Source organism: Nocardioides sp. YJ-D4 (genome assembly GCF_054031495.1).
The window spans coordinates 5912777-5933459 of record NZ_CM132932.1; the positions used below are offsets into that span (position 1 = coordinate 5912777).

Sequence of the window (20683 nt, forward strand, 5' to 3'; positions counted from 1 at the left end):
GACGAGAGGGGAGCGTTGCCGTGGACTTCGAACTCAATGAGGACCAGGGACTGATCCGCCGGGCCGTGGCCGAGCTGGCCGCCAAGTTCGACGACAGCTACTGGATGGAGAAGGACGCCGCGCACGAGTTCCCGACGGAGTTCTACAAGGCGTTCGCCGACGGTGGTTGGCTGGGCATCACGACCCCCGAGGAGTACGGGGGCAGCGGCTTCGGCATTACCGAGGCCTCGATCCTGCTGGAGGAGGTCGCGGCCTCGGGGGCAGGCATGAACGGTGCCAGCTCGATCCACATGTCGATCTTCGGCATGCATCCGGTGATCGTGCACGGGTCGGACGCGATGAAGGAGGAGAACCTGCCGCGCATCGCGAGCGGAGACCTCCATGTCTGCTTCGGGGTCACCGAGCCGGGAGCCGGTCTCGACACCACCCGGATCACCACCTTCGCCCGCCGCGACGGCTCCGACTACGTGGTCAACGGCCGCAAGGTCTGGATCTCCAAGGCGATGGAGTCGGAGAAGATCCTGCTGCTCACCCGGACCACGAAGTTCGACGACGTCCAGCGCAAGACGGACGGCCTCACCCTCTTCTTCACCGACTTGGACCGGGCTCATGTCGACATCCGTCCCATCAAGAAGATGGGACGCAACGCGGTCACGTCGAACGAGCTGTTCATCGACGACCTGCGCATCCCCGAGGAGCACCGTGTCGGTGAGGAGGGCCAGGGCTTCAAGTACATCCTCGACGGGCTCAATCCCGAGCGCTGCCTGGTTGCGTCCGAGGCACTGGGCATCGGCAGAGCCGCCCTGAGGTCGGCCGTACGCTACGGCAACGAGCGCGAGGTCTTCGGCCGCCCGATCGGCAAGAACCAGGGTGTCGCGTTTCCGCTCGCCGACTCCCTCGCGCGGCTGGACGCCGCCGAGCTCATGCTGCGCAAGGCGACCTGGCTCTACGACAAGGGCCTGCCCTGCGGGCGTGAGGCGAACACCGCGAAATACCTCTGCGCCGATGCCGGTTTCGACGTGGCCGATCGCGCACTGCAGACCCACGGCGGGATGGGCTACTCCGAGGAGTACAACGTCGCCCGCTACTTCCGCGAGGCACGGCTGACCCGGATCGCCCCGATCAGCCAGGAGATGATCCTCAACTTCCTGGCCGAGCACGTGCTCGGTCTCCCAAGGAGCTACTGATGGCTGACAGGTTCGCACTGACAGGCCGTACGGCGCTGGTGACCGGTGCCGGCAACGGCATCGGCGCGGCGGTCGCCACCGCGTTCGCCGCGGCGGGTGCCGCGGTCGTGGTCAGCGATCTCGACAAGGACGCGGCCGCGGCGGTCGCCGAGCGCATCGTCAGCGCCGGCGGGCGTGCGGAGTCCGCGGCGGTCGACGTACGCGACTCTGACCAGGCCGCTGCCGCGGCGCAGCAGGCCGCCGCACTCGGCGACGGCGTGCTCAACATCGTCGTGAACAACGCCGGCGCGATCGCCCCGGCGATGTTCCACAAGATGAGCGCCGACCAGTTCCGGTTCGTGCTCGACGTACATGTCGGCGGCACCTTCGCCGTCACCCAGGCGGCACTTCCCCATCTCCCTGACGACGGCACCGGGCGGGTGATCAACGTGACCTCGGCGGCCGGGCTCGTCGGCACCATCGGCCAGGTCAACTACGGCGCCGCGAAGGCCGGCATCGTCGGCATCACCAAGTCGCTGGCCCGCGAGCTGGCAAAGAGGCAGATCACCGTCAACGCGATCGCTCCGCTCGCGGCCACCAACATGACCTCGAACATCCGCAGCAACGAGAAGCTGTCCGAGATGACCCTGGCGCGCATCCCGCTGGCCAGATGGGCCGACCCGGAGGAGATCGCGGCCAGCTTCGTGTTCTTCGCCTCCGATGCGGCCTCGTACATCACCGGACAGGTGCTCCCCGTCGACGGAGGGACGGTCATCTGATGGCCTTCGCAGGAACTGGGCGCGATGCCTGGATCGTCGAGGCGTTGCGTACGCCCATGGGACGCGGCCACCTCGAGAAGGGGTGGTACCGCGACGTCCATCCCAACACCATCCTCGCCGAGGTCTACCGGGCGCTGCTGGCCGGCACCGGGCTTGCCGACACCGACGTCGAGGATCTCGTCATCGGCAACACGGCACCGTTCGGTGAGCAGTCCCGCAACGTCGGCCGCAACGCCTGGCTGACCGCCGGGTACTCGCCGACCATCCCTGCCGTCCAGCTGGACCGGCGCTGCGGGTCCGCCCAGACAGCGGTCGAGGTGGCCGCCGCGTTCGTCGCCTCGGGGACCCATGACGTGGTCATCGCCGGCGGGGTCGAGCACATGGGCCACATCCCGATGGCGGCCGTCGTCGAGATCGAGAAGCTCTACGGCGCTGCCTGGCCCGCCGAGCTGCTGACAGAGTGGGACTTCCCGGCCATGGGCGAGGCGGCCGAACGCATCGCCGACCGGTGGGGGATCGAGCGGGCGGAGATGGACGCGTTCGCGGTCCGGTCGCACCGGCTTGCGGCCGACGCGGACGCGAACGGACGGTTCGAGCGGGAGATGGTCCCGCTCGAGCTCGACGGAGCGCTTCGCGTCAGCGACCAGGGCATCCGAGCCGGGACGAGCCTGGACACGCTCGCCGCGCTCAAGCCGGTCTTCCGACCCGACGGCGGCATCACGGCCGGCTCCTCCTCGCCGATGACCGACGGGGCCGCGGGTCTTGTCCTGGCCTCCGACACCGCGGTGGACAGGTACGGACTGACGAAGCGTGCGCGCATCCTGGACCAGACCACGGTCGGCGTGGATCCCGCCATCATGCTCACGGGTCCGATCCCGGCGACGCAGAAGCTGCTGGAGCGCAACGGCCTGGCGATGAGCGACATCGACCTGGTCGAGATCAACGAGGCGTTCAGCTCGGTCGTGCTCGCCTGGGAGCGTGACCTCAAGCCCGACATGGACCGGGTCAACGTCAACGGCGGCGCGCTCGCGCTCGGACACCCCGTCGGTGCGACAGGTTCGCGCCTCTTCGCCACACTTCTGGCCGAGATGGAGCGCCGTGACGTCGAGCTCGGCCTCGTCACGATGTGCTGTGGCGGCGGCCTCGGCACCGCCACCCTCGTGCAGCGGGTGCGATGATGATCGACCTCGCCCGTCACATTCCCTCCGGCTCCGGGGTCTGGTGGGGACAGGGCAGCGCCGAGCCGGAGGTGCTGGTCAACGCACTTCTGGACCAGGCGGACCGGATCGGACCGGTGCGTGCCTTCTGTGGTCTCACCTGGAACGAGGCGCTGGCAGGTCCGTTGCCCGCCAACCTCACGGTCCTGTCGTACGGGGGACTGGGCGAGCTGCGCCAGCTGAGCAGGGACGGCAGGCTCGACGTCGTTCCGTGCCACTACTCAGCACTCCCGCGGATGTTCGCGCAGGGCCAGCTGCCTGCGGATGTCGGACTGGTCCAGGTCTCACCCCCTGATGCGGATGGCACCGTCTCGCTCGGCATCGGCGTCGAGTACGTCGCCGATGCGATCGAGCACACCCCGACGCTGATCGCCGAGATCAACACGCGGATGCCGGCGACCACCGGGTCCCCGCGGATCCCACTCGACCGGTTCGCCGCGGTCGTCGAGACCGACCGGCCCCTGCGTGAGGCGCCCGCGCGCGGGGCCGACGCAATCGACCAGGCGATCGCGCGAAACGTAGCCGGACTCGTCGCCGATGGCGACACCGTCCAGATCGGTGTCGGCTCCCTCCCGAACGCCGTGCTGGAGGAGCTCTCAGGCCACCGCGATCTGGGCTTCCATTCGGGCATGATCACCGACGCCGTTCTGACCCTCGTCGACAAGGGCGTCGTCACCGGTGCGAAGAAGGAGATCGACCGGGGGACGGTGGTGACCGGCGCTGCGTTGGGCAGCACCGGCTTCTACGATCAGCTCTCGAGCTATCCGATCGAGTTCCGCCCGGCGAGCTACACCCACGCGCCTGCGGTGCTCTCCCAGCTGCGCTCCCTGGTGTCGATCAACTCCGCCATCGAGGTCGATCTTCTCGGCCAGGTCGGTGCCGAGCTGCGTCGCGGCGTCCACATCGGTGCTGTCGGTGGCCAGGTCGACTTCAGTCGGGCAGCGTCGTTGACCGGAGCGCGGTCGATCATCGCTCTGCGATCGACGTCCTCCGGAGAGTCGACCATCAACCCGAGGCTGCACGGCGACGTCGTTACCACGGCACGCGTCGATGTGGACGCCGTCGTCACCGAGCACGGTGTCGCGCTACTCACCGGCTGCACGGTGCCCGAACGCGCCCGCAGGCTCATCGAGATCGCCGCACCACAGCATCGCGACCTGCTCGAACGCAGCCTCGCCGAACAGGAGGAAGCACGATGACCATCACCACACCGGTGGCAGACAACCGCAGCGAAGGGGAGACCCGCCGGGTGCACGTCCGGGAGGTCGGACCACGCGACGGCTTCCAGAACGAACCCGAGATCATCGCCACCGACGACAAGATCCGGCTCATCAACGCCTTGGGGAGTGCCGGGTTCAAGCGCATCGAGGTCGCCAGCTTCGTTCGTCCCGACGTCATCCCGCAACTCGCTGACGGTGTCGAGGTCCTGCGTGGCATCGACCTCCCGGACGATGTCGCGCGCATGGTCCTGGTGCCCAACAGCAAGGGTCTCGACAACGCTCTACGGGAACGAGCGCTGTTCGAGGAGGTGGCGCTGTTCGTGAGCGCGAGCGAGACGCACAACAAGAAGAACATCAACCGCACCGTCGCCGAGACGATGACCGATGTCATCAGCATGGGCAAGCGGATCGTGGCCGAGGACCTCACCTTCTGCGCCGTCGTCGCCACCTCGTTCGGCTGCCCGTACGAGGGCAAGGTCGCGATCGAGCGGGTGCTCGACCTCGCCGAACAGTTCGCTGAGGCCGGCGCGACCGAGATCGGGTTCGGCGACACCACCGGGATGTGCAACCCGGCGTACGCCTCGAGGTTCTTCGCCGCCGCGATCGAGCGGCTCCCCGGTGTCGAGGTGACGGCGCACTTCCACAACACCCGTGGCCAGGGCCTCGCCAACGCGTACGCCGCGCTCGAAGCAGGATGCAGCAGCTTCGAGTCCAGCTTCGGCGAGCTGGGCGGTTGCCCCGTGCCCAAGGGATCGACCGGGAACATCGCGACCGAGGACCTGGTCAGCATGTTCGAGGAGATGGGCGTCGACACCGGCCTCGACCTCAACCAGGTCATCCTCGCGGCCCGGGAGGCCCAGACAACTCTGGGGCGCACGCTCACCAGTCACTCGATCATCGCTGGTCCGGTCACCTGGTACCCGGCTCCCGACAGCGCTTCATCCCACTGAGAACCAACGAAGGAGAACAACCGACATGAGCAACCGAGTCGCACTCGTCACGGGCGGAGCGCAGGGCATCGGCAAGGGCATCGCCACCACGCTGGGCCGCGACGGCTTCCGGGTCGCCGTGGCCGACCTCAACCTGGCCGTCGCCGAGGAGACCGTGAAGGAGATCAGCGCCGCCGGTGGCGAGGCCATCGCCGTCGAGATCGACGTGACCTCGACCGAGTCGGTCAACGCCGCTGTGGCGGCGATCGAGAGCGAGCTGGGCCCGATCGAGGTCATCGTCAACAACGCCGGGTGGGATGACTTCATGCCGTTCGTGAAGACGACCGAGGACTTCTGGGACAAGATCCTCGACATCAACTACAAGGGTGCGCTGCGGGTCATCCACGCGGTAGTGCCCGGCATGATGGAGCGCGGCTTCGGCCGGGTCATCAACATCGGCTCCGACGCCGGTCGCGTGGGTTCGTCCATGGAGGCCGTCTACTCCGGCGCCAAGGGCGGCATCATCGCCTTCACCAAGACCCTTGCCCGCGAGGTCGCGCGCAAGGGCGTCACCGCGAACACGGTGTGCCCCGGGCCGACCGACACGCCCGCGCTGCGCAAGTTCGCCGACGGCGCGGGTGGCGGTGACGCCGAGAAGGTGATCGCCGGCATGACGAGCGCGGTCCCGATGAAGCGCCTCGGCACCCCTGAGGACGTCGGCCCGGCGGTCTCGTTCTTCGCCTCCGACGGCGCGGGCTTCGTGACCGGCCAGACGCTGTCGGTCAGCGGCGGCCTCACGATGGCATGATGGCCGCAACTCAGACTCCCGAACCAGCGGTCTGGCATCCGGACGGCGAGTGGACCGACATCCGCTACGAGACCACCGACGACGGCATCGCCAAGATCACCATCGACCGGCCCGAGGTGCACAACGCCTTCCGGCCGCAGACCCTGGTCGAGGTCTCCGCGGCGCTCACCCTGGCGCGCGAGGACGAGCGGGTCGGCGCGATCATCCTGACCGGAGCCGGGGACAAGGCGTTCTGCTCCGGCGGCGACCAGCGGGTGCGCGGAGACTCCGGATACAAGACCGACGCGGCGTCCACCGGACGATTCCACGTCACCGACCTGCACGTGGCGATGCGCCGCTGCCCAAAACCGATCATCGCGATGGTCGCCGGCTGGGCCATCGGCGGCGGCCACGTGCTGCACCTGGTCTGCGACCTGACCATCGCCGCGGACAACGCGGTCTTCGGTCAGGTCGGCCCCAAGGTCGGATCCTTCGACGGCGGCTACGGCGCCAGCATCCTCTCGGACCTCGTCGGGCCCAAGAAGGCCAAGGAGATCTGGATGCTCTGCCGGCAGTACGACGCCGCGACCGCCCTCGACATGGGCCTGGTCAACACCGTGGTGCCCCTCGCGGACCTCGAGGCCGAGACGGTCAGGTGGGCGCGGGAGATCCTCGCGCTCTCGCCGTGGGCGGTGCGGCTGTCGAAGCTGAGCTTCCACGCCCACGAGGACGGCTACGCAGGCATCCAGCAGCTGGCCCATGACGCCAACCTGCTGTTCTACGGCCAGGCAGAGGCGCGCGAGGGACGTGAGGCGTTCAAGGAAAAGCGCAAACCGGACTTCACCAGCTTCCCCCGGCGACCTTGACTGTCGGGTTCGACATCCCCGGGGTCCATCCGTCGTGGACGGCACCCGGGCACCAAATTATGGTCAGACCAATCGATACCTATGGAGAGGCAAGTCGTGTCCGAGAGCTCCGATGTCGTTACCTGGGAAGCCGTGTCCGATGGCATCGTCGTCGTCACCCTGGCGCGGCCGCCCGCCAACGCGCTCGGCCTGCCGATCCTCGACGGGATGCACAGGGCGATCGATGCTGCCGAGTCGGCCGGTGACGTGAAGGTCATGATCGTCGCCTCGGCACTGGACGGGTTCTTCGCCGCCGGGGCCGACATCAAGCACATGTCGACCATCGACGCCGCGTCCTTCACCGCCTACGGCGACAAGATGCGCGCCGTCAACGACAGGCTGGCCGCTGCGCCCTGGATCTCGATCGCGGCCGTCGACGGGCTGGCTCTCGGCGGGGGTCTCGAGCTCGCCCTGGCCTGCACGATGCGGGTTAGCAGCCAGCGGGCGAAGTTCGGGCTGCCCGAGGTCAAGCTCGGCCTGATCCCGGGCGCAGGCGGCACCCAGCGTCTGCCGAGGCTGGTCGGGCGAGGGCGCGCCATCGACATCATGCTCACCGCCCGGCAGGTGCAGGCCGACGAGGCGCTCTCGATCGGCCTGGTCGACCGAGTCGCCACCGGCGATGTCGTGAAGCAGGCGCTCGAGCTGGCCGCAGAGCTGGTCACCGCTTCGCTGCCGGCACAGCTGGCGGTCGTACGCGCGGTGGACGCGGCCGATGATCTGCCGCTCGCCGAGGGGATGGTGTTCGAGGTCGCGCAGGAACAGGGTCTGTTCGAGCACGGCGAGGCAGCAGAGGGCATCAGCGCGTTCATCGCCAAGCGCCCACCCGACTTCCGCTGACGGACCAGCGGTGCCGCCGATCGCCCCTGGCACCAGCCGCGGGCACATCGTGGTCTGCCTGGGCCTGGTCTGGGTGATCTGGGGATCGATCTACCTGGCGATCCGGCTGGTGATCAACGAGGTCGACCCGTTTCAGGCGATGGCCCAACGGTTCCTCGTCGCCGGCCTCCTGCTCGCCGCCATCGTCGCGCTGCGCGTAGGCCCGCGAGCGCTGCTGGTCACGCCGGCCCAGCTGCGTTCGCTGGTGCTGACCGGGGTCCTGCTGCTGGGCCTGGGCAACGGCCTGCAGGCCCTCGCCCAGCGTCACGGGCTGCCGTCGGGGATCGCTGCACTCGTGGTCGCCTCGGTGCCCATGTGGGCGGTGGTGCTGCGCCTCGTGCTGGGCGATCGCCCAGCCCCGGCGACGCTCGCCGGTGTCGGCCTCGGCCTCGTCGGTCTGGTGCTGCTCATCCTGCTGGGGCGCGGCGCCGGAGGGCCGATGCCGCTGGTGGGGCTCATGCTGTGCCTCGGAGCGAGTCTCGCGTGGATCGTCGGTTCCCATCTTCAAGGCGTCGTCGACCTGCCACGGGACACCTTTGTCATCGCGACGTACCAGCAGTTCGTCGCCGGAGCTTCCAGCGCGCTTCTTGCCGCGACGACGGGGGAGCGGTTCAGCATCGACTACTCCGTGCACGGCTGGCTCGCTCTCGCCTACCTCGTCGTCGCATGCTCCGTGGTCGGCTTCGTGGCCTACTCCTGGCTGCTCACGCATGTGCCGCTCTCGTTGACCTCGACGCACTCGTATGTGAACCCCGTCGTCGCCGTGCTGCTCGGCTGGGCGGTGCTGGGGGAGCCGATCGGGCTGCCGGTGCTGGTCGGCGGCGGTCTCGTGGTCGGATCGGTCTTTCTCATGGTGTGGGGCGAGAGCAGGGCGGTCGCGCCGGTCGAGGAGTCGGCACACATCCCCCCGAGGTGAGGGGTGTCACTCGAAGGGGGGAGGCGATTGACTCTTACGAGGGGCGATATTGCTCCAACTATCAGACCACAATGTATGTGGCGCACGCCACACTGCCGGGCTCGGCCGGTCCATCTGACCTGAGTAGGAGTTCGCGAATGATGCAAAGTCTGACGAGAGCGAGCGTCGCGCTGGCGACCGTGCTTGCCCTGACTGCCTGCGGGGCCGAGAGCACCGGTGGCGGCGTGGCGGGTGGTTCGGATGACGGCGACGCGCCCATCAAGATCGCTCTGATCCCCCCAACCAGCGGTGCGCTCGCCCGCTTCGGGGCTGACGCCGTCAAGGCCTGGAAGCTGGCCGCCAAGGTCGCGAACGAGGATGGCGGCATCGATGGTCGCAAGGTCGAGATCGTCGAGAAGGGCACGGACGCCGACCCTGCCACGACGCTGCGGGTCGCGAAGGAGGTGACGACCCAGGACGGGGCGACTTTCATCGGGGCGATCATGACGTCCCCGGAGAATGCGGCCCTCGGGGCGCAGCTTTCCGGACTAGGGGCCCTCAACTTCAACTCGCTCGGCAAGGACGACGCTCTCGTCGGTGAGCAGTGCGTCCCCAACGGCTTCAACATCGTCCAGCGCAACAGTATGGACGTCAACGCACTGGCCTCGACCCTGGCCGATCTCCCTGGCGACAAGTGGGCGATCCAGGCGGTCGACTACGCGACCGGTCACGGCGCGGCGGAGAAGTTCAAGGCTGCTGCAGCCGCAGCCGGCAAGGACGTCGTGCTCGAGCAGTTCGCGCCGTTGAACACGACCGACTTCGGCTCCTACATCACCAAGATCAAGGACAGCGACGCTGACGCGGTCTTCGCGGTGGAGTACGGCGCGGACGGGGTCGCGTTCGTCAAGCAGGCTGAGCAGTTCAACCTCAGCAAGGAACTGAAGGCGGTCCTCGGATTCAACATGGTCAGCGAGCCGCTCTTCGACACGCTCGGCCCGAGCATCGCCGGCTACTACAACAACGTCGGCTACGACGTCGACGCCGACAACGCCCTCAACAAGGAGTTCGTCGAGGCCTACACCGCTGAGTACGGTTCGGCGCCCTACTACGTGTCCGCCGACAACTACCTTGCCGCGGAGACGCTGTTCGCAGGGATCGAGAAGGCCGGAAGCGTCGACCCCGACGACGTCGCCGCCGCTCTGGACGACATCACCTTCGACAGCATCGTCGGCGAGGTGACGATGCGCGGAGCGGACCACCAGCTGCTGCGTGACAGCTACCTCGGTCAGGTCGTGGACGAAGGTGGCCTGAAGTTCAAGATCATCGCATCCGCATCCGCCGACGAGACGACTCCCGAGCCGAACTCCGACTGCGAGCTCTGACCGCGTGTCGGGCCAGAGCTCAACGGTTCCGGCCCTTCACCCGCAGTCGAAAGGAAGGTACGCCGTGAACTTGGCGCAGCTGCTCAACGGAATCGCCCTCGGCTCGCTGCTGATGATCCTGAGCTCCGGCCTGGCGATGATCTACGGGCTTCGAGGCGTCGCGAACTTCGCGCATGGAGCTCTCTACATGGGCGGGGCCTACGTCGCCTACTCGGTGACCGAGCGCACCTCGTTCTGGGTCGCTCTCATCGTCGCACCGCTGGTCCTGGCCCTTCTGGGAGCGGTGCTGGAGCTCGCACTCTTCAGGCCGCTCCAGCACCGCAACCACATCGAGGTCGGTCTCGTGACCTTCGGCATCGCGATGATTGTGGAACGGGTCGTCGTCCTGGTCTGGGGGGAGAGGCCACTGTCGCTCGACCCGCCGACCGGGCTCGGGGGCACAACGTCCGTCTTCGGCACCGACTACCCGACGTACCGGCTGGTGATCATCGCTGTGGCGATGGTGCTCGCGCTCGGCCTGATCGCCTGGCTCAACCGGACGAAGGTGGGATTGCACATCCGCGCCGCGAGCCAGGACCTCGAGACCGCGTCCATCATGGGTGTCGATGTCGACCGGGTGAGCCTCGTCGTCGTCTGCCTCGGTGCCGCGCTTGCGGGACTGGCGGGCGTGCTCGCGGCGCCCTACATCTCTCTCGACCCGGGTATGGGCGGGACGTTCCTCATCATCGTGCTCATCGTCGTCGTGGTCGGCGGCATCGGCAGCATCGGTGGCGCGATGGTCGCTGGGCTGGGCCTCGGCGTGATCCAGACCGTCACCACGGTCTGGTCACCCGCGATCGCGGTCGTCGTCCCGTACCTCGCGCTCCTCGTGATCCTGCTGTGGCGACCGACCGGGCTCGCCGGAAAGAGAGTGTCATGACCGTGTCCACCCCTGTGGAGGATCTCGCATCCGACATCGGTCGACCGCCAGTCCTGCGTCGGCGTCGCCCCGGTGGCCTGGTGATCGGCCTCGTCGTCGCCGGTGGCGTGCTGCTGGCCGGGTTCGGGACGCCGTACGTCATCTCCGACGGCTACACCATGGGCCTGCTGCTCGAGATCGCCCTCACCGGCATGCTGGCCCTCGGCATCGGCTTTCTCGCCCGTCACCTCGGGCTCATCAGCCTGGGTCACATCGCCTTCTTCGGCGGTTCGGCGTACGCCTTCGGGATCGCCGTCACGAAGTGGGCGTGGTCGCCCACCCTCGCCTTCGGGTTCGCGGTGCTGGCCGGCACGTTCATCGCCCTGGTCATCGGGTTCTTCGTGGTCCGGGTGTCGGGGATGGGGTTCCTGATGCTCACCCTCGCGCTATCCCAGGCGCTCTACCAGCTGTGCATCCAAACCTCGATGCGTTCGCTCACGGGAGCGCACGACGGCCTCTTGATCGTCATGGACCGCGACTCGACGTTCCTGGGGGTGGCCGCCGCGGACCTGATGAACCCCGGCCTGTTCTGGCCGTTCGCCTGGGTCGCCCTGGTCGGCTGCGCCGTCGTGCTGTGGCTCGTGGGTCGCTCACGCTTCGGCACGGTCCTCGAGGGAATCCGGGAGAACGAGGAGCGGATGCGCTTCTCCGGATACGGCACGTTCATGCCGAGGCTCGCTGCCTTCGTCCTGTCCGGGTTCGTCGCCTCCGTCGGCGGGGCGCTCTTCGCGGTCAACGCCGGCTATGTCAGCCCCGACCTGCTCGGGTTCGCCAAGGGTGGCGACTCGCTGATCGCCGCGATCATCGGTGGACTCGGCACCCTCCTCGGCCCGCTTCTCGGCACCGCGTTGTTCGTGTACGCCCAGGCCAAGTTCAACCTCGGGGGCAACCTGCCCCTCTTCACCGGCGTCGCGCTCGTGGTGGTGCTGGTCTTCCTGCCCGGCGGGATCACCGGCGCCGTCGGTCGGCTCCGCGCATCGTGGAGCCGTCGGCGCCGCGCCGCTCGTGATGCCCAGCCCGCTCCCTCGACCGAGGAGGATCGATGAGTGCGATCTTCGAGGCCCGTGGCCTCACCGTCCGCTACGGGGCGCTCGCCGCTCTCACCGACGTCCACATCGCGCTGGAGCCTGGCATCGTCCACGGCGTCATCGGGCCGAACGGCGCCGGGAAGTCGACGTTCATCGATGCCCTGTCAGGACGGCGTCGACCGTCCGCGGGGACCGTGTCGTTGGACGGTGAGGACATCACCGGTCGGTCGATACGGTGGCGCCGCCGCCACGGGATCGCCCGGTCGTTCCAACGCACCAGCGTGTTCGGGTCGATGACGGTTCGAGCCCAGCTCGAGATGGTCGCTCGCGCCAACGGCGAGACCGACCTCGCCGCCATCGTGGAACGGCTCGGGCTGAGCTCCGTGATCGATCGGGTGTGCTCCGAGATCGCCTACGGCACCCAGCGCTCGGTGGACCTGGCGATCGCGTTGATCGGACGTCCGCGGGTCGTGTTGCTCGACGAGCCGTGCGCGGGACTGGTCGCCGACGAGTCGGCGACCATGCTGGAGCACGTACGGGCGTTGTGCCGGGAACGAGACGTCGCGGTGCTTCTGGTCGAACACGACGTCGAAGGTGTGTTCCGCACCTGCGACGCCATCACCGTCCTCGACCTGGGCAAGGTGCTCGCCTCCGGTACACCGGCAGAGGTGCGCGCCGACCAACGCGTGATCAACGCCTACCTGGGGAGTGCGGCATGACAACGGTGCTCGAGTTCCGCAACGTCTACGCGTCCTACGGCGGCGCGGTGATCCTGCAGGACGTCTCGTTCTCGATCGAGGCGGGCGAGACCGTCGGCCTGGTCGGGCGAAACGGGGCAGGCAAGACGACCACTCTCATGGCCGTCTACGGAGTGCCGACCGTTCGCGGCGAGATCTTCGTCGACGGCGATCCGCTCAAGGGTCGTGCTCATGTCCCGACCGCCCGTGGTGTCTCCATCGTGCCGCAGGGCAAGCGGATCTTCGCCAACCTGTCGGTGGAGGAGAACATCATGCTCGGTCGTGCGTCCCGACGGACGACGACCTGGACGACCGCGGACATCTACGACCTCTTCCCCAACCTCGCCCGGGCCAAGCGCAGGCCAGGCACCTCACTCAGTGGCGGCGAGCAGCAGATGCTGGCCATCGCTCGTGGACTGATGTCCGGACCTGCCCTGCTCATGCTGGACGAGCCGACCGAAGGGCTCGCCCCGGTCATCATCGACTCGATCACCGAGGCGCTCAAGGAGATCCGCGCCCGCGGCACCGCGCTGCTCCTCGTCGAGCAGCACATCGGGATGATCCAGAACCTTGCGGACCGCTTCCTCGCGCTTCGCACCGGACTGCTTGTCGGAAGCGGGCCGGTCGCGGAGCTCGCCAGCCGGGAGGTCCAGGAGCTGATCGCACTCTGACGGGTTCACGGGGACGCTGGAGAAATCTCCTGCCGGTGCTGCCGATTTTTTGGACTGACCATTAGCATCTGGCCTAGGCTCGGCGGAAAGGAGGTGGTTGTCGGTGGCGCCGGAGCAGGCTGGTGAGGCGGGAACCAAGTTCACGGGTCCGCTGTCCGGGTTGAAGGTCGTCGAGATCGGCAGCATCGGGCCCGGCCCGTTCTGCGCGATGCTGCTCGCCGACCTCGGCGCGGACGTGATCCGGGTCGACCGGCTCAGCGGTGCGGCGCTGGTGGGCCCCAACGACGACTTCCGCACCGAGGTCATGCACCGGGGGCGACGTTCGGTCGCGGTGGACCTGAAGAACCGTGCTGGCCGCGAGGTCGTGCTGGACCTCGTCGAGCACGCCGACGTCCTCATGGAGGGCTTCAGACCGGGGGTCGCCGAGCGCCTCGGCATCGGCCCCGAGGCCTGCTTCGAGGTCAATCCACGGCTCGTCTACGGCCGGATGTCCGGCTACGGCCAGGACGGCCCCATGGCCCACGCGGTCGGGCACGACCTCAACTACGTCGCCCAGAGCGGCCTGCTTGCACTCGTCGGCCGCCATGGACAGCCCCCGACGCCGCCACTGAGTCTGGTCGGCGACTTCGGCGGCGGCGGACTGATCCTCGCCCTCGGCATCGTCGCATCGCTGTGGGAGGCGACGCGTTCCGGACGTGGGCAGATCATCGACGCGGCGATGGTGGACGGTGCCGCGCTGCTCGGCGCCGCCTTCCACGGCTTCGTCAGCAACGGCACCTGGCGTCCGGACCGCGGGACCAACATCGTCGACTCGGGCGCCCCGTTCTACGACGCCTACGAGACCTCCGATGGCCGCTGGCTCGCCGTCGCCGCGATGGAGCGGCACTTCTACGCCGACCTCCTCGACATCCTCGGCCTCGACCCCGACAGCCTTCCCGACCAGTACGACGAGGCGAGGTGGCCCACGCTGAAGCAGGTCATCGCAGACGTCGTCCGCACCCGGCCCCGTGACGAGTGGGTCGAGCGTGCCGACGGCCGAGGGTGCATCTCGGCGGTGCTCGATCCCCAGGAGGCATGGACGCACCCGCACAACCGCGCTCGGGGGACCTTCGTGGAGGTCGCCGGGGTCACCCAGCCCTCGCCCCAGCCACGTTTCAGCAGGACGCCGGCTCAGGTCGACGCACCGCCGCCCGTCCCGGGCGAGCACACCCGACCGGCCCTCGCCGCCTGGGGCGTGCCCGCCGAGCAGATCCACGCCTGGGAGGAGGCCGGCGCGATCGGCTCACCCTTCGAGCCACACCCGACCCACAGTTCGAGGAGAGATCGATGAAGAGTCTTGGCACGACGTACGAAACACTCACCCTGGAGGAGGCCGCGCCGGGTGTCGTGGTCGTCACCCTGAACCGGCCCGACCGGTTCAACGCGATGACGAACACGATGTTCTCCGAGATGGAGCGGGTGGCGCTCGCGCTCGACACCGAGGACGACCTCCGCGTCGTTATTCTCACCGGAGCGGGCAAGGCGTTCTGTGCCGGCTACGACCTCGCCGACGCCGACGACCTGCCGTCGCTCGGAGCCATCGGCATGCTCGACCAGCAGGAGCGGGCCGCCCGCTCGCTGCTGGCGCTGCGTACGATGCGGGTGCCGCTGGTCGCCGCCGTGAACGGCGCGGCAGCGGGCGGCGGTTTCTCGCTCGCGCTGGCCGCCGACATCCGGATCGCCTCGACCGAGGCCAAGTTCAACGCGGCGTTCGTCAAGATCGGGCTCACCGCCGGTGACCTCGGTGTGTCGTGGCTGCTCACGAGGCTGATCGGGCCGGCACGTGCCAGCGAGATCTGCTTCACCGGCCGGATGGTCCTCGCCGAGGAGGCCGAGCGACTGGGCCTCGTCAACAGCGTCGTCCCCGCCGAGCGGCTCCTGAGCGAGTCCCTGGCGCTGGCTGAGCAGATCGTCGGCAACTCCCCAGGCGGCGTGCAGCTCTCCAAGCGCGCGCTCCAGGCCAACCTGGAGGTCTCCTCCTACGCCGCGGCGCTCGAGCTCGAAAATCGAGGACAGGCACTGCTCACCCGCAGCACAGACATGCCCGAGGCGCTCGCCGCCTTCAAAGAGAAGCGCCGGCCCGTCTACACCGGAGCGTGAGGAGATGACCGTGACCAATACCCAGGCCCCAGCACTGCCCTTCCCGTTCCCCGAGCTCGAGACCCTCTCCTTCGAGGTCGTCGATGGAGAGATCGGGATCCTGCGGATCAACCGCCCGGATCGGATGAACAGCCAGACCGTGAGGATGTTCAGCGAGCACGGCGAGGCCGCGTTCGCGTTGCGCGACGCGCCACTGCGGGCGCTGATCGTCACCGGCGCGGGGGAGCGGGCCTTCTGCGCCGGCTTCGATCTGGACGAGATCGACGTCATCACCCAGATGGGTGTGCGCGAGTTCCTCAAGTTCCAGGAGACGGCGACCGGCGGCATCCAGGCGATCCGACACCTGCCCTTCCCCGTCATCGCCGCGGTCCATGGGCCCGCGACCGGCGGTGGCTTCGCGCTCGCCCTCTCGGCCGACATCCGCCTGGCGGCGCCCACGGCGAAGTTCAGCGCCGCCTTCGTCAAGGTCGGTCTGTCGATGGGTGAGCTCGGCACCTCCTACAACCTCAGCCGCCTGGTCGGGCCGGCCCGGGCCGCCGAGATCGGCTTCACGGCTCGCATCGTCGCTGCCGAGGAGGCCGAACGCATCGGCCTGGTCAACCGCATCGTCCCCAGCGAGAGCCTTCTGGAAGAGGCGTTGGCGATGGCGCGCCTCATCGCGACCAACTCGCCCGGCGGCGTACGGATGTCGAAGCGGGCGATCCAGCGCAACCAGGAGATCACCTCGTACGCCGCTGCGCTCGAGCTCGAAAACCGGGGGCAGGCGCTGATGACCCGGACCGAGGACATGCCCGAGGCGCTGGCGGCCTTCAAGGAGAAGCGCGAGCCGCGCTTCACCGGGCGGTGACGGATCCGGTATGAGCGACTGGGACTGGGACGAGCACACCCGCGGACGACTAGCGGTCTTTCTCGAGGGGTGCGGTATCACCCGCGGGCCGGTGACCACGCGTGCAATCGGGGACGGCCACTCCAACCTGACCTTTCTGGTCAGCGACGGCGCCCGCCAGGTCGTCGTGAGACGACCTCCTCCTCCGCCGACGCCGCCAGGGGCACACGACATGCTGCGGGAGGCTCGGCTGCTGCAGGCACTCGACGGCTCGGCCGTACCCGTGCCCACGGTGCTGGCGACCGCCGAGGCCGACGAGGTCATCGACGTCCACTTCTACGTGATGAGCTTCGAGCCAGGGCCGATCGTGACCACCTCCACGCCGGAACCGCTCGACTCCCGAGCACGCCGTCGCGAGATCGGCCTCTCGCTCATCGACACCCTCGCCGAGTTGCACCTGGTCGACTGGCGGGCAGCAGGGCTCGGGGACTTCGGCAAGCCCGAGGGATTCAACGCCCGGCACCTGCGACGCATGGCGGCACTCGTCGCCGACGAGGACGGCCTTCCGCCCTCGCACTTCGCCGCGATCGACAGCTGGCTGGCCGAGAACGTGCCGCCGGAGTCCGGAGCGGGGATCGTGCACAACGACTACCGCATCGGCAACGTCGTCCTCTCTGCCGAGCGTCCCGGAGCGATCGGCGGCGTCCTCGACTGGGAGCTGGCGACGATCGGCGACCCGCTGCTCGACCTCGGCTACTTCCTGGCGTCGGTTCCGGTGCCGGGGGAGCCCACGACACCGACCCAGGAGCTCAGCACCGCGATGCTGGAGCCCGGCTACCCCTCGCGTGACGAGCTCGCGGCTCGCTACGCCGCCCGCACCGGCGCGGACCTCGACTCCTTGCACTGGTACACCGCGATGGCGCTGTGGAAGCTGGCCGTGCTCTACGAGTACGGCCGCCGTCGTGCCGTACTCGGGGTCGGGGACCCCTACTACGCCGACCCCGCCTCGGTGCAGTCCTTCTTGGCGGCCGCGCACCGTGCGGCCGGCCTTCCGCAACCGCCGCTGCCCTCGGCCGAGCTGCTTCAGGAGAATCGATGACCGAGTTCCACGACCCGCTAGTCACGCCGGACGAGGCCGAAGGGCTGCCCGAGAGATTCTTCGACAGGTTCGTCTTCAACCTTCACCCGACCGAGGCAACGGCCCCGTCGATCATTCTCGGGTTCGGGATCTACCCGGCGAAGAACGTCGTCGACGGCTTCATCCAGCTGTCCAACGGCACCGAGCAGCGGAACCTGCGCTTCTCCGACGAGCTCAGCGCCACCGACTGGCGCACCGGCGGCCCCTTCCGCTGGGACGTGCAGGAGCCGAACCGCGAGTGGCGCCTGACGCTCGCGCCGAACCCGACCGGCATCGAGTTCGACCTGCGCTGGACCGCGCGCACGCCTGCGTGGCAGGGCTCCGTGGCGGTCACGAACACCGCCGGCGACCCGACGTCGTTCGACCACCTCTTTCAGTCCGGCACCTACTCCGGCTGGCTCATCATCGACGGAGTCGACCAACAGGTCGACGGCTGGTACGGCCAGCGTGACCGGTCCCGCGGCGTCCGCACGATGAGCGGCGGCCAAGGCCTTCACATCTGGTATCAGGCTCAGTTCCCCGACCGCTCGATCGGCTTCCTGCTCGTGGAGGGCCGCGACGGCAGCCGGCTGCTGCTCGAGGGTGCGGTTATGCACACCGACGGTGGCCTCGACGACATCGTCGAGGTGACGCACGACCTCGTGTTCGACGACTCGCTCGACCTGGAGGCGGGCTGGGTGAGGGTCGTGACCGAGTCCGGAGCGACGTACGACGTGGCCACGGACGCGGGGGCGAGTGGCGGCTATATGGCGGGCGCCGGCTACGGCGGCCACCACGGCAAGCCGATGGGCCGAGACCACCAGGAGTACGACGTGTACGCCCTGGATGGCTCGGTGACCCCGAAGACCCTCGACTCCTCGCTGACCGACCGGCTGGCCTCCTTCGACTGGAACGGCATACCGGGTGTCGGCATCTTCGAGTTCGCGCTCACCCGGTCGTCGTCCTACCGATACGTGCCTACCCTCCGAAGCGCGGGCAGCAGGAAGCCATGAGTCTCGACGGGCCCTCCGACCTTTCCGACGCCGTCGGCAGGGCGACGCCCGCCACGAGGCTGCGCTGGTTCGCCGCCGCCCACACCGTACGTTGGGAGATCGCCACAGGCGGGCCGCCGGGTCGGCTCGTGTCAACGGTGCATGCCAAACAGATGGGGAGCACGGTGACGGCATGCGGGATGTCGACCGTGTCCTGGCCGAAGCTCTTCGGCATCCGATTCCCCTTGGCCCATGCGGATACCTGTCGCGTTTGTGCCGCCAAGCTGGTTGCCCTGGACTGATCCCCGCCCAGATCGAGAGGATCGTGGTCGCCCTCACAGAATCGGCGGCTCGGCGGTCACTCGTGCGATGACGGCGGCCCGACCCTCAACGAGCCCGGTCACGTCCGTCACCCACAGACGGCGGCCCGCGTGCCGCGTCGTCGCCCGAAACTCCACGACGCAACCGCTGGGGATGGGTCGGTTGTGGACGACATGGAGCGAGGACGTGGCGAGGTCAGGGTTGGCCTGCACCCGGGACCAGGACGCGGCAACCTCGGCGGCACACAGGGAGACGCCGCCGTGGAGCGCCCGCCGGGGGTTCTCCAACTCCTCGTCGACCTCGACGATCAACGTGTCGTCGTCCTTGGGGAGGAGGCCGAGGCGGTCCATGACGTCGGTGCCGATGCGAGCGGGTGCGGCGGGAACGTCTCGTGCCAGTGCGGTGACCGGTGTGTCGACGAGGCGGCCCCGTTCGCGGATGAGTGCCAGGAGGTCTCCGTCGTTGTCGGTGACCGATCCGGTTGCGTACGAGCCTCGCTGGACGGTGCGGCCTTCGGCGAGCACTCCGGTTTGTCGGGTGGGGAGGGGTGCGACGACGTCGATCCATATCTCCGTGCTGACCGTCCACGAGCCTTCGGGAAGGCTCGCGATGAGGGAGTAGCCGAGCACATTGTCGGCCAGCACTCCGAGCGACCCCACCGCCGGTCGGCCGTCGGGTCCCTCGAGGATCGTCGGCTGGGAGCCGCGGATCAGGTCCGAGGCAGGACTGGGCTGCGTCACGACGCCGACCCCGAACAGGGTCTCGGGACCGCGGGCGAACAGTGGTGGAGCACTCATGCTGCGCAGAGACCTCAGACGGTGCGCTGGGCTTTGCTGGCGGCGGTGGCGGCTTTGCTCTTCTCTCGCGCCTCGGCCCAGTCCGCATCCGTCATGGTGGTCAGACCGGCGAAGGTGCCGGGGCCGGCGAGCATCTGGCCGCCGTCCATCGCGATCACCTGTCCGGTGAGGTAGTCGCAGGCGTCCGAGAGCAGGAAGATCGTCAGGTTGGCGAGCTCTTCGATGGTGCCCGGCCGACCGGCCGGGACGGCGTCGAACTGGGTGGCGCCGACCGACGACTTCTCGGTGGGGTTGAGCATCTCCCAGGCATAGTCGGTCGGGATCGGTCCGGGTGCCGTGGCCAGCACCCTGATCCCGTACTTCGCCCACTCGACGGCCAGCGACATGGTCATCGCGTGCACCGCCGACTTCGCCATCGCCGACGGGACGACGTAGGAGGAGCCGGTCCAGATCCACGTGGTCAGCGTCGAGAGGATCACTCCTGGGTCGCCGGCGGCGATCCACCGCTTGCCGGCGGCGAGTGCGGTGTGGAACGACCCGTTCATGACCGTGCCGGTGACCGCCTCGAACCCGCGGGGGCTGAGGTCCTTGGTCTGCGCGATGAAGTTGGCCGCGGCGTTGTTGATGAGCCCGGTCAACGGACCGTACTGCGTCCAGATCTGCTCCATCGCCGCGTCGACCTGATCGAAGTCGCGTACGTCGACGGTCTGGACCTGGACCGTGCCTGGGCGGTTGACGGACGCCTCGTCGGCGGCCTCCTTGAGCACCTGCTCACGACGACCCCAGAGGATGACCTCGGCACCGTGCTCGACCAGGTGCTTGGCGACGCCGCGGCCGAGCCCGGTGCCGCCGCCGGTGATGAGGATGCGCTTGCCTGCGAGTGCGTCGCCTGAGTAGGGATCGGTCGTCACGGGGTGTCTCCTGGGGTCGTCGTGGCTGAT

At 68.5% G+C, this 20683-nt stretch carries 22 protein-coding genes; 20 read left to right on the forward strand and 2 right to left on the reverse strand.

The annotated features are described in order from the left end of the window. Positions 1 to 20: 20 nt before the first annotated feature. The 20 genes from ACW14X_RS28245 to ACW14X_RS28340 all read left to right on the forward strand — a co-directional run bounded on the left by ACW14X_RS28245 (position 21) and on the right by ACW14X_RS28340 (position 18926). Positions 21 to 1187 carry an acyl-CoA dehydrogenase family protein gene (locus tag ACW14X_RS28245; protein WP_457164086.1) on the forward strand — a complete coding sequence of 389 codons (1167 nt, stop codon included), beginning with the start codon at positions 21 to 23 and terminating at the stop codon, positions 1185 to 1187. Further along, a complete protein-coding gene (locus ACW14X_RS28250; RefSeq protein ID WP_457164087.1) occupies positions 1187 to 1945 on the forward strand; it encodes an SDR family oxidoreductase in 759 nt (252 codons plus the stop codon). The genes ACW14X_RS28245 and ACW14X_RS28250 overlap by 1 nt, the downstream gene beginning before the upstream one ends. After that, positions 1945 to 3123, forward strand: a complete 1179-nt coding sequence (locus tag ACW14X_RS28255) for a thiolase family protein (protein ID WP_457164088.1) — start codon at positions 1945 to 1947, stop codon at positions 3121 to 3123. Before ACW14X_RS28250 ends, ACW14X_RS28255 begins: the two co-directional genes overlap by 1 nt. After that, positions 3123 to 4361: an acetyl-CoA hydrolase/transferase family protein gene (locus tag ACW14X_RS28260; RefSeq protein ID WP_457164089.1), complete on the forward strand. Its 1239-nt coding sequence runs from the start codon at positions 3123 to 3125 to the stop codon at positions 4359 to 4361. Before ACW14X_RS28255 ends, ACW14X_RS28260 begins: the two co-directional genes overlap by 1 nt. After that, positions 4358 to 5332: a hydroxymethylglutaryl-CoA lyase gene (locus ACW14X_RS28265; protein ID WP_457164090.1), complete on the forward strand. Its 975-nt coding sequence runs from the start codon at positions 4358 to 4360 to the stop codon at positions 5330 to 5332. The genes ACW14X_RS28260 and ACW14X_RS28265 overlap by 4 nt, the downstream gene beginning before the upstream one ends. 25 nt (positions 5333 to 5357) lie before the next feature. After that, complete coding sequence (locus ACW14X_RS28270; protein WP_457164091.1) at positions 5358 to 6119, forward strand: SDR family NAD(P)-dependent oxidoreductase; 762 nt, start codon at positions 5358 to 5360, stop codon at positions 6117 to 6119. Continuing rightward, a complete protein-coding gene (gene menB, locus ACW14X_RS28275; protein ID WP_457164092.1) occupies positions 6119 to 6964 on the forward strand; it encodes a 1,4-dihydroxy-2-naphthoyl-CoA synthase in 846 nt (281 codons plus the stop codon). Before ACW14X_RS28270 ends, menB begins: the two co-directional genes overlap by 1 nt. Positions 6965 to 7096: 132 nt before the next feature. Continuing rightward, a complete protein-coding gene (locus tag ACW14X_RS28280) occupies positions 7097 to 7840 on the forward strand; it encodes an enoyl-CoA hydratase/isomerase family protein (protein WP_457164093.1) in 744 nt (247 codons plus the stop codon). A gap of 10 nt (positions 7841 to 7850) precedes the next feature. Next, a complete protein-coding gene (locus ACW14X_RS28285) occupies positions 7851 to 8795 on the forward strand; it encodes an EamA family transporter (protein ID WP_457164094.1) in 945 nt (314 codons plus the stop codon). Between the two features lie 140 nt (positions 8796 to 8935). After that, entirely contained in the window at positions 8936 to 10156 is a 1221-nt protein-coding gene (locus ACW14X_RS28290; protein WP_457164095.1) for an ABC transporter substrate-binding protein, read from the forward strand. A 64-nt stretch (positions 10157 to 10220) separates the two neighbouring features. Then, positions 10221 to 11075: a branched-chain amino acid ABC transporter permease gene (locus tag ACW14X_RS28295; protein ID WP_457164096.1), complete on the forward strand. Its 855-nt coding sequence runs from the start codon at positions 10221 to 10223 to the stop codon at positions 11073 to 11075. Between the two features lie 2 nt (positions 11076 to 11077). Then, positions 11078 to 12160, forward strand: a complete 1083-nt coding sequence (locus tag ACW14X_RS28300; protein ID WP_457164097.1) for a branched-chain amino acid ABC transporter permease — start codon at positions 11078 to 11080, stop codon at positions 12158 to 12160. Then, positions 12157 to 12861: an ABC transporter ATP-binding protein gene (locus ACW14X_RS28305; RefSeq protein ID WP_457164098.1), complete on the forward strand. Its 705-nt coding sequence runs from the start codon at positions 12157 to 12159 to the stop codon at positions 12859 to 12861. Before ACW14X_RS28300 ends, ACW14X_RS28305 begins: the two co-directional genes overlap by 4 nt. Beyond that, positions 12858 to 13550 carry an ABC transporter ATP-binding protein gene (locus tag ACW14X_RS28310; RefSeq protein WP_457164099.1) on the forward strand — a complete coding sequence of 231 codons (693 nt, stop codon included), beginning with the start codon at positions 12858 to 12860 and terminating at the stop codon, positions 13548 to 13550. The genes ACW14X_RS28305 and ACW14X_RS28310 overlap by 4 nt, the downstream gene beginning before the upstream one ends. 103 nt (positions 13551 to 13653) lie before the next feature. Continuing rightward, positions 13654 to 14880, forward strand: coding sequence for a CaiB/BaiF CoA transferase family protein (locus ACW14X_RS28315; protein ID WP_457164100.1), 1227 nt, complete (start codon positions 13654 to 13656; stop codon positions 14878 to 14880). Beyond that, the gene (locus tag ACW14X_RS28320) at positions 14877 to 15689 is read left to right on the forward strand and encodes an enoyl-CoA hydratase/isomerase family protein (RefSeq protein WP_457164101.1); all 813 of its coding nucleotides are present in this window, start codon (positions 14877 to 14879) and stop codon (positions 15687 to 15689) included. The genes ACW14X_RS28315 and ACW14X_RS28320 overlap by 4 nt, the downstream gene beginning before the upstream one ends. Positions 15690 to 15699: 10 nt before the next feature. Beyond that, positions 15700 to 16536, forward strand: coding sequence for an enoyl-CoA hydratase/isomerase family protein (locus ACW14X_RS28325; RefSeq protein WP_457164102.1), 837 nt, complete (start codon positions 15700 to 15702; stop codon positions 16534 to 16536). Between the two features lie 10 nt (positions 16537 to 16546). Further along, positions 16547 to 17614, forward strand: coding sequence for a phosphotransferase family protein (locus ACW14X_RS28330; protein ID WP_457164103.1), 1068 nt, complete (start codon positions 16547 to 16549; stop codon positions 17612 to 17614). Continuing rightward, positions 17611 to 18645: a hypothetical protein gene (locus tag ACW14X_RS28335; protein ID WP_457164104.1), complete on the forward strand. Its 1035-nt coding sequence runs from the start codon at positions 17611 to 17613 to the stop codon at positions 18643 to 18645. The genes ACW14X_RS28330 and ACW14X_RS28335 overlap by 4 nt, the downstream gene beginning before the upstream one ends. Further along, positions 18642 to 18926, forward strand: coding sequence for a hypothetical protein (locus ACW14X_RS28340; RefSeq protein ID WP_457164105.1), 285 nt, complete (start codon positions 18642 to 18644; stop codon positions 18924 to 18926). The genes ACW14X_RS28335 and ACW14X_RS28340 overlap by 4 nt, the downstream gene beginning before the upstream one ends. A 33-nt stretch (positions 18927 to 18959) precedes the next feature. On the opposite strand, the gene ACW14X_RS28345 is transcribed toward ACW14X_RS28340, so the two are convergent. Both ACW14X_RS28345 and ACW14X_RS28350 read right to left on the reverse strand, forming a co-directional pair. Continuing rightward, entirely contained in the window at positions 18960 to 19742 is a 783-nt protein-coding gene (locus ACW14X_RS28345) for a PaaI family thioesterase (RefSeq protein WP_457164106.1), read from the reverse strand. A 14-nt stretch (positions 19743 to 19756) separates the two neighbouring features. Continuing rightward, positions 19757 to 20653 carry an SDR family oxidoreductase gene (locus tag ACW14X_RS28350; protein WP_457164107.1) on the reverse strand — a complete coding sequence of 299 codons (897 nt, stop codon included), beginning with the start codon at positions 20651 to 20653 and terminating at the stop codon, positions 19757 to 19759. Between the last annotated feature and the right edge of the window lie 30 nt (positions 20654 to 20683).

Coding starts and splice junctions, on each gene's coding strand:
- ACW14X_RS28250 (WP_457164087.1), top strand. CDS start 1,187: ATGGCTGACAGGTTCGCACTGACAGGCCGTACGGCGCTGGTGACCGGT.
- ACW14X_RS28255 (WP_457164088.1), top strand. CDS start 1,945: ATGGCCTTCGCAGGAACTGGGCGCGATGCCTGGATCGTCGAGGCGTTG.
- ACW14X_RS28260 (WP_457164089.1), top strand. CDS start 3,123: ATGATCGACCTCGCCCGTCACATTCCCTCCGGCTCCGGGGTCTGGTGG.
- ACW14X_RS28265 (WP_457164090.1), top strand. CDS start 4,358: ATGACCATCACCACACCGGTGGCAGACAACCGCAGCGAAGGGGAGACC.
- ACW14X_RS28270 (WP_457164091.1), top strand. CDS start 5,358: ATGAGCAACCGAGTCGCACTCGTCACGGGCGGAGCGCAGGGCATCGGC.
- menB (WP_457164092.1), top strand. CDS start 6,119: ATGGCCGCAACTCAGACTCCCGAACCAGCGGTCTGGCATCCGGACGGC.
- ACW14X_RS28290 (WP_457164095.1), top strand. CDS start 8,936: ATGCAAAGTCTGACGAGAGCGAGCGTCGCGCTGGCGACCGTGCTTGCC.
- ACW14X_RS28305 (WP_457164098.1), top strand. CDS start 12,157: ATGAGTGCGATCTTCGAGGCCCGTGGCCTCACCGTCCGCTACGGGGCG.
- ACW14X_RS28310 (WP_457164099.1), top strand. CDS start 12,858: ATGACAACGGTGCTCGAGTTCCGCAACGTCTACGCGTCCTACGGCGGC.
- ACW14X_RS28320 (WP_457164101.1), top strand. CDS start 14,877: ATGAAGAGTCTTGGCACGACGTACGAAACACTCACCCTGGAGGAGGCC.
- ACW14X_RS28330 (WP_457164103.1), top strand. CDS start 16,547: ATGAGCGACTGGGACTGGGACGAGCACACCCGCGGACGACTAGCGGTC.
- ACW14X_RS28335 (WP_457164104.1), top strand. CDS start 17,611: ATGACCGAGTTCCACGACCCGCTAGTCACGCCGGACGAGGCCGAAGGG.
- ACW14X_RS28340 (WP_457164105.1), top strand. CDS start 18,642: ATGAGTCTCGACGGGCCCTCCGACCTTTCCGACGCCGTCGGCAGGGCG.
- ACW14X_RS28345 (WP_457164106.1), bottom strand. CDS start 19,742: ATGAGTGCTCCACCACTGTTCGCCCGCGGTCCCGAGACCCTGTTCGGG.